The organism is Pseudomonas sp. 22490 (genome assembly GCF_052044465.1).
In the GTDB taxonomy this organism is placed as follows: Bacteria; Pseudomonadota; Gammaproteobacteria; order Pseudomonadales; family Pseudomonadaceae; genus Pseudomonas; species Pseudomonas aeruginosa.
Genome location: NZ_JBQENS010000004.1, coordinates 121,927 through 134,675, shown reverse-complemented (window position 1 = coordinate 134,675; position 12,749 = coordinate 121,927). Strand labels below are relative to the sequence as shown.

Sequence of the window (12,749 nt, the reverse complement as noted above, 5' to 3'; positions counted from 1 at the left end):
TCAGTCGGCGTCTCGCGCGGGCGCCAGCAACGCGGCGGCGGCCTGCGGGTTGGAAGGCAGGTAGAAATGGATATAGGAAGCCGTCAGCCGGCCAAGACGGAACACCGCCTCCGCCGTGTTCCGGCCGTTCGGGCAGACGCCACGGGCCAGAGGCTCGACGGCGCAGTCGAGGGTCGAGTGATGGAAGGTATGCCCGCGCAGCCGCCCTTCCGGCAGCTCGACCTCCTGCAAGGCCAGGGCGGTCAGGCGCTTCTGCAGGCGCGCCCGGCCCGGCAGCAGGCCGAGCAGTTCGCCGCGCTCGCCGTCGGCGTCTTCCAGGCAGTCGAGCAGGTAGAGCATGCCGCCGCACTCGGCCAGCAGCGGCTTGCCGGCGGCATGGTGGGCTCGGATCGCCTCGGCCATGGCGCGATTGCCCTGCAGGCGCCCCAGGTGCAGTTCGGGATAGCCGCCCGGCAGGTACAGGCTGTCCACGGCGGGCAACGCCTGGTCCTGCAGCGGCGAGAAGAACGCCAGCTCGGCGCCGAGTTCGCGCAGCAGGTCGAGATTGGCCTGGTAGAGGAAGGCGAACGAGGCGTCGCGGGCCACGCCGATGCGCACGCCTTCCAGGCTGCGTTGCAGCGGCGCCGGAGCGGGCACCTCGAAGGTCACCGGCTCCGGCAGGTCGGTCTCGGCGCTGGCCAGCAAGGCGTCGGCGGCGGCGTCCAGGCGTACATCGAGATCGGCCAGTTCCTCGGCCTGGACCAGGCCCAGGTGGCGGCTCGGCAATTCGAATTCGGCCGAGCGCGGCAGACCGCCGAACCAGCGCATGCCGGGCGGCAGGCAATCGCGCAGGATGTCGCTGTGGCGCTGGCTGCCGACGCGGTTGCCGAGCACTCCGGAAAACGGCAGGTCCGGCTGGAAATGCGCCAGGCCGTAGGCCAGCGCGCCGAAGGTCTGGGCCATCGCCGCGCCGTTGATCACTCCCAGCACCGGCACGCCGAAACGCCGCGCCAGGTCTGCCGCCGAGGGGTTGCCATCGAACAGGCCCATCACCCCTTCGATGAGGATCAGGTCGGCCTCGCCGGCGGCCCGCGCCAGCAGGCGTCGCGCTTCGGCCTCGCCGACCATCCACAGGTCGAGCTGGTAGACCGGCGCGCCGGAGGCGCGAGCGAGAATCATCGGGTCGAGGAAGTCCGGTCCGCACTTGAACACCCGCACCCGTCGCCCCTGGCGCGCATGCAGGCGGGCCAGAGCGGCGGTGACGGTGGTCTTGCCCTGGCCGGAGGCCGGGGCGGCGATCAGCAGGGCCGGACAGCGTGCCTGGGTCATGGGCGAAGCGTCTCCGCGCATGGCGCCGGCATCAGAACTCCACTCCTTTCTGCGCCTTGATCCCGGCCTTGAACGCGTGCTTGACCAGGCTCATCTCGGTCACCGTGTCGGCGGCCTCGATCATCCCCGGCTGCGCGCCGCGGCCGGTCACCACCACATGCTGCATGGCCGGGCGCGCCTGGATGTCGGCGAGGACCCTGTCCAGTTCCAGGTAGCCGTGCTTGAGGGCGATGTTCAGTTCGTCCAGCACCACCAGGCCAACGTCCGGGTCGGCCAGCAATTGCGCGGCGACCTTCCAGGCCGCCTCGGCCTTGGCGATGTCGCGCTGGCGGTCCTGGGTCTCCCAGGTGAAGCCCTCGCCCATCACGTGGTAGCTGACTTCCTCGGGGAAGCGCCGGAAGAAGGCTTCCTCGCCGGTGCTGGCGGCGCCCTTGATGAACTGCACGACACCGACCTTCATGCCATGGCCCAGGGCCCGCGCGACCATGCCGAAGGCCGAGCTGCTCTTGCCCTTGCCGTTGCCGCTATGCACCAGGAGCACGCCACGTTCGTCGCGGGCCTGGGCGATCTTCTCGTCGACCACGGCCTTCTTGCGCTCCATCCGCTCGCGGTGGCGCTGGTCCTTCTCGGGGGATTCGTTCATCGTCGATCACTCCTTGCGGCGACGCGGCCTCGCCGTCGCCTCGTTCATTCGAAATACCCGGCCTCACAGGGCCTGGTAGCGCACGCTGAGGTAGACCGCCTGGCCAGGCTGGTTGTAGCCATACGCGGTTTCGTAGTCGGCACCGAACAGGTTGGCGATCCGGCCCTGCAGGCGCCATTCGTCGTTCAGCCGGTACTCGCTGCGCAGGTCGAGGGTGGCGTAGCCGCCCAGGCGCACCTTGTTGGCCGGATCATCATAGCGTCGGCCTTCGGCGTGCACGCTGGCGCCCAGCGAAAGACGCTCGAAGCGCCGGTCCAGTTCCAGGTTGAACATCCGCCGCGCCCGGCGCGGCAGCTCGTTGCCGTCGTTGACGCCGCCGGAACGGTTTTGCGGGTCGAGGAAGGTCGCGTTGGCGTTCCAGTCCCAGCCCAGCCACTGGCTGCCGAGGACCAGTTCGACGCCACGGATGCGCGCTTCGTCGATGTTGAACGGCACATAAAGCCCCTGACGGGTTGTATAGGTGATCAGCGAGTCGATGTCCGTACGATAGGCATTCACCGCCCAGTGCCCCCAGTCGTGCGTACCGCTGAGACCGACCTCCAGGCTGCGCGAAGTCTCGGCGTCCAGGTCGGGATTGCCGTAGTCGGGGAGGTAGAGTTCGTTGAAGGTCGGCGCCTTGAACGCCGTCCCGTAGCTGACGGTGAAGCGCAGCGCGTCGCTCAGCGCGTAGCCCCAGGCGGCGCTGCCGGTGTCGTGCACGCCGAACTGCTGGTTGTCGTCGCGGCGCAGGCTCAGTTGCCAATCCTGGCGACCGTACCGGCCGAGGTACTGGGCGAACCAGCCTTTGTTCAGCCGCGAGTCGACGCTGAAGGCTTCGCTGCTGCTGATCTCGTCCTTCTGCCAGTCGTAGCCGAGGGTCAGCACATGGCCTTCGGCCAGGGTCAGGTCGTTCTGCCAGGACAGGCTGTCGCGACGGGTATCGAAGCGCGAGTAGAAACGGCCATCCTGATAGGCATCGGCCTTGTCCTCGCTGCGCCCTGCCTGGAGGGTCACCAGCCAGGGATCGAGCGGAGTGAAGCGGGCACGGCCGCCGACCAGGTTCTGCTCGCCGTCGGCGTTGGTATTGAAACCAGAGTTGCCGAGGACCTGGTCATAGTCGTTGTGCGACTTGGCCCTGACCAGGGTACCGTCGAGTTCCAGGCCATTGTCGAAGCGATAGCCGCCGCGCAGGTTGCCGGACAGGTTGCGGTAGCCGTCTCGGTCTGGCTCATAGCCCGCAGTACCGGCGCGCTTGGTGTTGATCCCCGCCGTATCGAAGCTGCTCACCCCGAGGCTGTACCAGCCGTTGCCGGCGCCGCCGCTGACCCCGGCGCTGCCCTCCAGGGTCTGATGGGTGCCGTAACCGGCGGAGAAGAACGGCTTGGCGCCCTGGCCGTCGCCGCGCCGGGTGAAGATCTGGATCACCCCGCCGATGGCCTCCGAGCCGTACAGGCTGGAACGCGGCCCGCGGACCACCTCGATGCGCTCGATCAGCTCCACCGGCAAGTCCTGGAACGCGGTGAGGCCGGCGCTGGCCGAGCCGACCTTGATGCCGTCGATCAGCACCAGCACATGGTCGGACTCGGTGCCGCGCAGGAACAGCGTGGTGTTCTTGCCGAAACCGCCGTTGTTCGCCAGCGACACGCCGGGTACCTGGCGCAACAGCTCCGGCACGCTGCGCGCCTGGCTGCGCTCGATATCCTCGCGGTCGATGACGCTCACCGCCGCCAGGCTCTGGGAAGCGGTCTGGGCGGTACGGGTGGCGGTCACCACCTGGTCGGCAAGGCTGACCGGTTCGGCCAGGCTCAGGGAAGACGCGCCGCACAGCGCCACGGCTGCCGGGGTCAGGAAAACTCTGTTCATGCTCTGCGCTGCTCCGTCGCTCTCACCCGCGCGACCTGGGTTGAGGCAGACGGAGGACGAAGCGACGGCAGGAGACGTCCGACAGCGCCCTCCGCGATGCCATGGGTGCGTCAGGCCGGTCTCCGGGCTCGCGAGCGAAGCGCTGGACGCTTCCAGCCGCGCCTTCCCATGCCGGAGCACAGTGGTCATCGAGCGGCTGTCTGATTCGCCTACCGTTGCGGGGGCAGCGCTGGCCTGGTTCCGACGGAACGCACCAGCTTCCCTGTTTCACCCCTTGCGGGGCACCTGTCGCAAGGCGCGCAGCTTAGTGGTTCGGGGCTTGCGCGGTCAATGTGGGCGGCCACCGCAGAACTAGCGCCCGGCTCCGGGGAGCGGGTCCGCGCGCAGCGCCGTCCCGGCCGGAGCATGGCTGCGGCACCACTGCCGCCAGGTGGCCTGCAACTGCACCAGCGCGGCGCCGGCCAGCTCGCCGCGTTCGCTGCCGGCCAGCGGGCTGGCGGCCAGGGCCTTGAGCAGGCGCGCGGTCGGCGGGTCGAGGGCGTGTTCACGCTCGGCCCGCGGGACATCGCCCAGCAGCGCCAGGCGCAGACGCCGCAGGTAACGGTCGCGGGCCTGCGCCAGGGACGCCGGGACCTCCTCCAGGCACTGCCGCAGGTAGAGCAGCTCGTCGCCGAAGTCGAGTCCCATCAGGCCGTCCGACCAGGGCTGGCGGCGCCCCTCCGGTAAACGGTCGTAGCGCTGCGCCAGGCGGATCAGGCGATCCGCGGTGCGCCCGCCGAACCAGGCCTCGGCCTGCGCCGGCGAGCGCAGGGTGAGCCGCGCCAGGTCGCCGAGGGTGGCCTGCAGCATGCGCCGGTAATGGCGTTCGCCCGGCCGCAGGCTGACCAGGTTGAACACCAGCACGGCGAAGGCCACCCCAAGCACCGTCGACAGGGCGTTGTTGAGGAAGTGCGCGAGGTCGTAGCTCATGCTGTTGCTCGGCGCGACGTTCTTCACGAAGAAGATGCAGAACGGCGAGGCGATCCCGGCCAGGCTCGCCCGGTTCACGCACAGCGCGGCGAAGAACAGCGGTACGCCCAGGCCCAGGCAGAGCAGCGGGAAGCCGTCCACGCCGGGCAGGTAGAACAGTGCGACGAAGCCGGCCAGCGGGATCGACAGGAGAATCCCGCGAAGGAAGTTCAGGCCGGCCCGGGCCGGGTTGTCGCGGCTGGCGAAGAGACTCAGCACCACGCCGGTGATCGACACCGCGCCCAACCCGCTCGGCCAGGCGCTGGCCAGCCAGAACGCGGCTACGCAGAGGAACGCCAGGGCGCTGCGCAGGCCGAACAGCACGCCGCGCTCGATGTCCCGGTGCCAGGCGATGGCGCCCGGCGCCTGGCGGGTGGGCGCGCCATAGACCAGCGCCTCGACGCTGCGCCCGGCCGCCCTCGCCTCGCCGAGCAGGCGTTCGAGGCAGACCAGGCACAGGTGCAACTGTCCCTGCGCCGCGTCCAGCGCCAGGCGCAAGCGCTGCCGGCAGGCCTCGAACTCGGCCTGGCGGCCCTCGCGCAACAGTGCCTCGAGTTCTTCCAGCCAGGGCTGCAAGGCGTGCGCGCTGGCCGGATCGAGCAGCCTCCGCTCGCGAGCCACCTTGCGCGCCGCGCGCAGCAGGCCGAGCAGGTCGAGGCCTAGCACGCGCAAGGCCTGGGAACGGGCGCGGCCGAGCGCGCCCTCGAACCAGGCGTGGTCGCGCTGGGCGTCCGCCGCGGCGATCCGCCCCAGCGCCGCGAGCAGCTCGCCGCGTTCGTCGGCGCCGCGCAGCTCCGCCGCGGCCGCCTGCAAGCCGGCCTCCCAGGCCGCCTTGCCCTGGTTCGCCAACTGGCGTTCCAGGCGCCGCGGCCAGAGCAGCACATTCACCAGCGCCGCGCAGAGGATGCCCAGGCCGATCTCCGAGCAGCGGGCCACCGCCTGGTCGAACACCGTCGCCGGATCGGCGCTGGCCGGCAGGGCGACGATGGCCGCGGTGTAGCCGGCCAGGACGAAACCGTAGGACGCATGATTGTGCAGCAGCGACGCGCCGGCGGTGCAGAACGCCAGCCAGAGGGCCATCAGCAGGAGGAAGGGCAGCGATGCCTGGCCATAGAGTGCGACCATGCCGATGGACACCAGCGCACCGGCGCAGGTGCCGATCAGGCGGAACATGCCCTTGGCCAGGACCATGCCGCTATAGGGCTGGCTGACCACGAACACCGTCATCAATGCCCATTACGGCTGCTCCAGCTCCAGGCCGAAGGCCAGGTACAGGGCCAACCCGCCGGCCAGCAGGGCCTTCACGGCGAACTGCAGTTCGTGCAGACGCGGGCACAGCAGCACCTGCACCAGGTCGGAGGAAAAGAAGGAAGGCTTGGCCATCGCGGACGCCCCGAAATACATGAGCGAGCGAATTATTAGCAAGCTAATTTTCTATTGTCCAGCCTCTCCGCGAACTTTCCGGAAGAGCGTTTCGCCCTGCGAAACATGCGCCACGGAGGCCCACTGGAGCCGACCAACACGCCTGCGCAGAAGGCGCCAACCGGCAGCGGCACGCGCCAAGCGTTCGTATACAATATCCCGCACGTTCCCAACGCCATGCAGGTTGTCCCGCTTGCCTCTCTCCATGCTCAACGCCCCTAACCTGGGCATCGCCCCTTCGGCCTCCGAGATCATCGCCAAGCACCTGCGCGAAGCGATCATCGCCGGGCATTTCGCCGAGGACGAACCGATCCGCCAGGACGACATCGCGCAACTCTTCAATGTCAGCAAGATTCCCGTCCGCGAGGCCCTCAAGCGCCTGGAGGCGGAAGGCCTGGTGCTGTTCCAGCGCAACAAGGGCGCGGTGGTGACGCGTATTTCCGAACCGGAACTGGCGCAGATGTTCGAAGTGCGGGTGCTGCTCGAGGCGCAGGCGATCCGCCTGGCGGTGCCGAACATGGACGAGACCACCTTCGCCCGTGCCGAGGCGATCTGCGCCGACTTCGTCGGCGAAGACAACGTCGGCCGCTGGGCCGAACTCAACTGGCAACTGCACGCCTGCCTCTACGAACCGGCGCAGCGGCCGTTCCTGGTCAACCTGATCCGCTCCATCCACGACAAGCTGGAACGCTACCTGCGCATGCAGATGAGCCTGTCCGAAGGCAAGCAGCGCGCCGACCAGGAACACCGCGAGATCGTCGCCGCCTGTCGCGCCGGCGATGCCGAACGGGCCGCGGCACTGATCGAGGCACATATCGTCGGGGTCTGCCGGACCCTCTACGAACACCTGCCGAACCGCCCGGCCAGCACCTGAGCCGGGCCATCCAGGCTATGCCGCTTTCGTCATCCGCCTGAGTGAAAACCCTCAAGCGCCCCGTCCCGCCGAAACGCCACCCTGTGGCGCATACCCCAGCACAGGCGAGGGCCACCATGCAACGCATCCGCATCATCGATTCGCATACCGGCGGCGAGCCCACCCGCCTGGTCATCGGCGGCTTTCCCGATCTCGGCCAGGGCGACATGGCCGAGCGCCGGCGCCTGCTCGGCGAGCGCCACGACGCCTGGCGCGCCGCCTGCATCCTCGAACCGCGCGGCAGCGACGTACTGGTCGGCGCCCTGCTCTGCGCACCGGTCGATCCCGAAGCCTGTGCCGGAGTGATCTTCTTCAACAACAGTGGCTACCTCGGCATGTGCGGCCACGGCACCATCGGCCTGGTCGCCTCGCTGGCACACCTCGGGCGGATCGGTCCCGGCGTGCACCGCATCGAGACGCCGGTCGGCGAGGTCGAGGCGACCCTCCACGAGGACGGCTCGGTCAGCGTGCGCAACGTGCCGGCCTACCGCTACCGTCGCCAGGTCAGCGTCGAAGTGCCCGGCATCGGCCGGGTCAGCGGCGACATCGCCTGGGGCGGCAACTGGTTCTTCCTGGTCGCCGGACACGGCCAGCGCATCGCCGGCGACAACCTCGACGCCCTCACCGCCTACACCGTCGCCGTCCAGCAGGCGCTGGAAGACCAGGGCATCCGCGGCGAGGACGGCGGCGCCATCGATCACATCGAACTGTTCGCCGACGATCCCCACGCCGACAGCCGCAACTTCGTGCTCTGTCCCGGCAAGGCCTACGACCGCTCGCCCTGCGGCACCGGCACCAGCGCCAAGCTGGCCTGCCTGGCCGCCGACGGCAAGCTGCTGCCCGGCCAGCCCTGGCGCCAGGCGAGCGTGATCGGCAGCCAGTTCGAGGGGCGTTACGAATGGCTCGACGGCCAGCCCGGCGGGCCCATCGTGCCGACCATCCGCGGCCGCGCCCACGTCAGCGCGGAAGCCACCCTGCTGCTGGCGGACGACGATCCGTTCGCCTGGGGCATCCGCCGGTGAACGCCGAGGTCATCGTGGTCGGCGCCGGCATCGTCGGCAGCGCCTGCGCCCATGAACTGGCGCGTCGCGGCCTCGACGTACTGGTGCTGGACAGCCGCCGCGGCGGTGCCACCGCGGTGGGCATGGGGCACCTGGTGGCGATGGACGACAACCCGGCCGAACTGGCCCTCAGCGACTACTCGATCCAGGCCTGGCGCGCCTGGGCGGCGGAGTTGCCGGAGGATTGCGCCTATCGCGGCTGCGGCACCCTCTGGCTGGCCGCCGATGCCGCCGAACTCGCCGAAGCCGAGCGCAAGCGCCAGGCCCTGCTGGCCGCCGGCGTCGCCTGCGAGATGCTCGACGCCGCGCGCCTGCGTGACCTGGAACCGGTCTTGCGGCCAGGCCTCGCCGGCGCCCTGAAGGTGCCGGGCGACGGCATCCTCTACGCGCCCAACGCGGCGCGCTGGCTGCTCGAACGAGCCGGCCCGCGCCTGCGTCGATTGCACGCCGAAGTCAGCGAAGTGGACGGCAGCCGCCTGCGCCTGGCCGACGGCCGCTGGCTGAGCGCCGAGGCGCTGGTGCTGGCCAACGGCATCCATGCCGGCGAGCTGTGCGCGGAGCTGCCGATCCGCCCGAAGAAAGGCCACCTGCTGATCACCGACCGCTATCCCGGCACCCTCCGCCATCAACTGGTGGAACTCGGCTATGTCAGCAGCGCCCACGCCAGCAGCGGTACCTCGGTAGCCTTCAACGCCCAGCCGCGCCCCACCGGGCAGGTCTTCCTCGGCTCCTCGCGGCAGTTCGACACGCTCGACCCGCAGGTGGAAGGCCCGGTGCTGGCGCGCATGCTGCGGCGTGCCCTGGACTACCTGCCGGGGCTCGCCGGCCTCAATGCGATCCGTGCCTGGACCGGCTTCCGCGCCGCCACTCCGGACGGCCTGCCGCTGCTCGGCGAGCACCCGGCGCAGCCGGGCCTGTGGCTGGCGGTCGGCCACGAGGGCCTGGGCGTGACCACCGCGCCGGGCAGCGCGCGCCTGCTCGCCGCCCAGTTGTTCGGCGAAACGCCGCCGCTGGATCCCACGCCTTATCTGCCGCAACGCTTCCTCTCCAGCTCCGGGAGTGCCCGGCCATGATCGAACTGTTCATCGACCGGCGTCCGCTGCGGGTCGCCGTCGGTACCAGCGTGGCGGCCGCCCTCGCCCTCGGCGGCGACGGCTGCTCCCGCAGCGCGGTCGGCGGCGGGCGGCGCGCGCCGTTCTGCGGCATGGGCGCGTGCCAGGAATGCCGGGTATTGATCGACGGTCGGCGACGCCTGGCCTGCCAGACCGTCTGCCAACCCGGCATGCGCGTGGAGACCCAGGCATGAGCGCCGACTACGACCTGCTGATCGTCGGCGCCGGCCCCGCCGGCCTGGCCGCAGCGCTGGCCGCCGCGCCGAGCGGCGCGCGCATCGCCCTGGTCGACGACAACCCGGCCGCCGGCGGACAGATCTGGCGCGACGGCCCGCGTGCCAACCTGCCGCCGCGTGCCCATCAGATGCGTCAACGCCTGGCCGGGCAGGCCAATGTCGAGCACTTCCCGGCGACCCGGGTGGTCGCCTGCGGTCCCGGCAGGCGCCTGTTGCTGGAAGACCCGCAACGTGGCTGGCAGGTCGGCTACCGACGCCTGGTCCTCTGCACCGGCGCCCGCGAACTGCTGCTGCCGTTTCCCGGCTGGACCCTCCCCGGCGTCACCGGCGCCGGCGGCCTGCAGGCGTTGGCCAAGGGCGGCCTGCCACTGGCCGGCCAGCGCCTGGTGGTGGCTGGCTCCGGCCCGCTGCTGCTGGCCAGCGCCGCCAGCGCCAGCCAGTGCGGGGCGCGCCTGCTGCGCGTCGCCGAACAGGCGCCGGCGAGAACCCTGGCCGCCTTCGCCGTACGCCTGCCGCGCTGGCCCGGTAAGCTGTGGCAGGCCGCCGGCCTGTTCGCCCGTAGCTACCGCGCCGACAGCTACGTGCTCGCCGCCCTCGGCGAGGAGCGCCTGGAAGCCGTGCGCCTGCGCGAAGGCGGTCGGGTCCGCGAGATCGCCTGCGAACGCCTGGCCTGCGGCTTCGGCCTGGTGCCCAACGTGCAACTCGGCCAGGCCCTCGGCTATCGCCTCGACGGCCAGGCGCTCGCCGTCGACGAATGGCAGGCCGGCAGCCTGCCCGACCACTACGCCGCCGGCGAATGCACCGGCTTCGGCGGCAGCGAACTGGCCCTGGTGGAAGGCGCCATCGCCGGCCATGCCGCCGTCGACGAGCGCGACGCGGCTCGCCGCCTGTGGCCACGACGGCGACGCTGGCAGGGCTTCGCCGACACCCTGGCGCGACACTTCGCCCTGCGTGCCGAACTGCGTGAACTGGCGGAGGCGGATACCCTGGTCTGCCGTTGCGAAGACGTCCCCTTGGCCGCGCTGGCCGGGCATGCCGGCTGGACCGAGGCCAAGCTGCACAGCCGTTGCGGCATGGGCGCCTGCCAGGGGCGGATATGCGGCAGCGCCGCGCAATTCCTGTTCGGCTGGACGCCTCCGGCGCCGCGTCCGCCGTTCAGCCCGGCGCGCCTGGAGACCCTGGCCCGCTGGCAGGGCGACGCCGGCTAGCGACGCTCGGCGCGATACAGCCAGCCGAGGCCGGCCAGCGACAGCAGCAGGCCACCCAGCAGCATGGGTGTCAGCGGCTCGGCGAACATCCAGTGCGCCCATAGCAGGGTCAGCGCCGGGCTCAGGTACAGCGCCGCGCTGCCGCCCTGTGCGGAAAGATGGCGCAGGCCCAGCCAGTACAGGCCGTAGCCGCCGAAGGTGGGCAGCAGCACCAGCCAGGCGAGCCCGAACAGGAATCCGCCAGACAGCGGCGGCCGCAGGCTACCCTCCGCCAGCGCCAGGCCGGCGAACGCCGGCAGCGCGGCGCCGATCTGCACGAACAGCACCACGGCCAGCGATCCCGGCGCATCGTCCCAGCGCTTCTGCAACAGGGTGGCCAGGGCCAGCGCCAGCATGCCCAGCAGCGGCAGGCCGTAGGCCCAGCCCGGCGCCCGCCCCAGCGCCAGCGCCGCATGCCCGGCCCAGAGCACCCCGGCGACGCCCAGGGCGATCCCCGGCCACTGCCCCGGCCGCGTTCGCTGCCCCGGCAGGACCAGCGCCAGCAAGGCCACCAGCAGCGGCAACAGGTCGGCCATCAGCGCCGCCACGCCCGGCGAGACGCCGAGTTCGATGGCCTTGGCGATCGGCGCTATGTAGCCCGCGTAGGCCAACGCCCCGATCAGCGCCTGGCGCCGCCACTGGCGCGCCGACAACCGGCGCAGCCCGGCCCAGGCGAAGGGCAGCAGCAGCGCCAGGCAAACGGCGAAGCGCCAGAAGCTGGTGAGGAACACCGGCGCCTGTTCCATGGCATAGCGGTAGCCGACGAAGCCGGAACTCCAGGCCAGTACCATGCCCAGTTGCACGGCCAGCAGGCGGGTCGCCCCGGGCATCGCTCGCGGGGTGCAGGTGGTCGCGCGCATCGCTCGCCTCCGTCGGTCAGGTTCGAGTCGAGGCTAGGCGGCCTCCGCCGCTACTATCAAACGAAACTATCTGCACCAGTCATGCAGGAAATCGGAACCATGAGCGCCAACCTGGATATCGAGCTGCTGCGTACCTTCCATGCCATCCTGCGCTTCGGCCGTTTCCTCGCCGCGGCCAGCCACCTCAACCGCAGCCCCTCGGCGGTGAGCACCCACGTCCGGCGCCTGGAGGAACTGGCCGGCGGCCGGCTGTTCGAGCGCGACAACCAGTCGGTGCGGCTGACCCCGCTGGGGCAGCGGTTCCAGCGCCAGACCGCCGAGCTGCTGGAGACCCACGACCGCGTGCTCGCCGGGTTGCGCAGACGGGAAGAGCCGCTGCGGGTGCGCTTCGGCATTTCCGAGGAATACGCCGGCAAGCTGCTCGGCCGCCTCCTGCCGCGCCTCGGCGCGGAACTGCCGGCGCTGGAGCTGGAGGTGCTCACCGACGCCAGCGGCAGGCTGGCCGGACGCCTGCGGCGCGGCCAGCTGGACCTCGCCCTGCTGGTGCAAGCGCAAGACGAAACCCCGTACGACGGGCATTCCCGCGAGATCGGCGGCACCCAGCCGGTGTGGGTCGCCGGCCACGGCCTGCGGATCGATCCGCAACGCCCGCTGCCGCTGGCCCTGCACGGCCAGGGTTGTCCCTATCGGCAGGCGCTGCTGGAAGCCCTCGGCGCGACGGGCCGGCGCTGGCGCACGGTGGTCAGCAGTCCCGGCGCGGCGGCGCTGGAAGCGGCCATCGAAGGCGGCCTGGCGATCGGCGTGATCGACCGCGCGCGGGTCGGCCCGACGATGCGCGTGCTGGGGCCGGCGGAGGGCTTCGCCGAACTGCCCGCCCACCGCATTCGCCTGGCCTTCGCCCGGGGAGAGCGGCCGCCGGCGCTGGAGCGCCTCGGCGAGCTGATCGCCGAGGAGTTCCGGCTCTGAGCCGCTACAGCGCCGGGCGCTAGACCCGCCGGCGAGCACATGCCCGGCCACCGGGTAACGGTGCCGGCGCA

Annotated in this window: 10 protein-coding genes, 1 pseudogene and 1 riboswitch; of the genes and pseudogenes, 6 read left to right on the top strand and 5 right to left on the bottom strand. The window is 71.0% G+C overall.

The annotated features are described in order from the left end of the window. From ACTJJX_RS06080 to ACTJJX_RS06065, 4 genes and pseudogenes are all read right to left on the bottom strand, one after another. The gene (locus ACTJJX_RS06080; protein ID WP_003107030.1) at positions 1-1,308 is read right to left on the bottom strand and encodes a cobyrinate a,c-diamide synthase; all 1,308 of its coding nucleotides are present in this window, start codon (positions 1,306-1,308) and stop codon (positions 1-3) included. Between the two features lie 31 nt (positions 1,309-1,339). After that, positions 1,340-1,951 carry a cob(I)yrinic acid a,c-diamide adenosyltransferase gene (gene cobO / locus ACTJJX_RS06075; RefSeq protein WP_003086769.1) on the bottom strand — a complete coding sequence of 204 codons (612 nt, stop codon included), beginning with the start codon at positions 1,949-1,951 and terminating at the stop codon, positions 1,340-1,342. A 63-nt stretch (positions 1,952-2,014) separates the two neighbouring features. Next, a complete protein-coding gene (btuB, locus tag ACTJJX_RS06070) occupies positions 2,015-3,853 on the bottom strand; it encodes a TonB-dependent vitamin B12 receptor (RefSeq protein WP_016851856.1) in 1,839 nt (612 codons plus the stop codon). Positions 3,854-3,949: 96 nt separating this feature from the next. Next, positions 3,950-4,157: riboswitch (cobalamin riboswitch) on the bottom strand. Positions 4,158-4,204: 47 nt separating this feature from the next. After that, positions 4,205-6,244, bottom strand: a pseudogene (locus ACTJJX_RS06065) (FUSC family protein). Between the two features lie 244 nt (positions 6,245-6,488). On the opposite strand from ACTJJX_RS06065, the gene ACTJJX_RS06060 reads away from it, so the two are divergent. The 5 genes from ACTJJX_RS06060 to ACTJJX_RS06040 all read left to right on the top strand — a co-directional run bounded on the left by ACTJJX_RS06060 (position 6,489) and on the right by ACTJJX_RS06040 (position 10,813). Next, positions 6,489-7,157, top strand: coding sequence for a GntR family transcriptional regulator (locus tag ACTJJX_RS06060; RefSeq protein WP_003086767.1), 669 nt, complete (start codon positions 6,489-6,491; stop codon positions 7,155-7,157). A 116-nt stretch (positions 7,158-7,273) separates the two neighbouring features. Continuing rightward, the gene (locus tag ACTJJX_RS06055) at positions 7,274-8,218 is read left to right on the top strand and encodes a 4-hydroxyproline epimerase (protein ID WP_003161795.1); all 945 of its coding nucleotides are present in this window, start codon (positions 7,274-7,276) and stop codon (positions 8,216-8,218) included. Then, on the top strand, positions 8,215-9,330 hold the full coding sequence (gene lhpB, locus ACTJJX_RS06050; protein ID WP_016851857.1) for a D-hydroxyproline dehydrogenase subunit beta LhpB: 1,116 nt from the start codon (positions 8,215-8,217) through the stop codon (positions 9,328-9,330). The genes ACTJJX_RS06055 and lhpB overlap by 4 nt, the downstream gene beginning before the upstream one ends. Further along, positions 9,327-9,563 (top strand): (2Fe-2S)-binding protein, encoded by a 237-nt coding sequence (locus ACTJJX_RS06045; protein WP_014603678.1) that lies wholly within the window; start codon positions 9,327-9,329, stop codon positions 9,561-9,563. Before lhpB ends, ACTJJX_RS06045 begins: the two co-directional genes overlap by 4 nt. Next, on the top strand, positions 9,560-10,813 hold the full coding sequence (locus ACTJJX_RS06040) for an NAD(P)/FAD-dependent oxidoreductase (RefSeq protein ID WP_016851858.1): 1,254 nt from the start codon (positions 9,560-9,562) through the stop codon (positions 10,811-10,813). The genes ACTJJX_RS06045 and ACTJJX_RS06040 overlap by 4 nt, the downstream gene beginning before the upstream one ends. Here ACTJJX_RS06040 and ACTJJX_RS06035 read toward each other — a convergent pair. Continuing rightward, positions 10,810-11,712: a DMT family transporter gene (locus ACTJJX_RS06035; protein ID WP_003114958.1), complete on the bottom strand. Its 903-nt coding sequence runs from the start codon at positions 11,710-11,712 to the stop codon at positions 10,810-10,812. The two genes, ACTJJX_RS06040 and ACTJJX_RS06035, sit on opposite strands and share 4 nt — an antisense overlap. 99 nt (positions 11,713-11,811) lie before the next feature. On the opposite strand from ACTJJX_RS06035, the gene ACTJJX_RS06030 reads away from it, so the two are divergent. Next, entirely contained in the window at positions 11,812-12,678 is an 867-nt protein-coding gene (locus ACTJJX_RS06030) for a LysR family transcriptional regulator (RefSeq protein ID WP_019416289.1), read from the top strand. Positions 12,679-12,749: the final 71 nt, after the last annotated feature.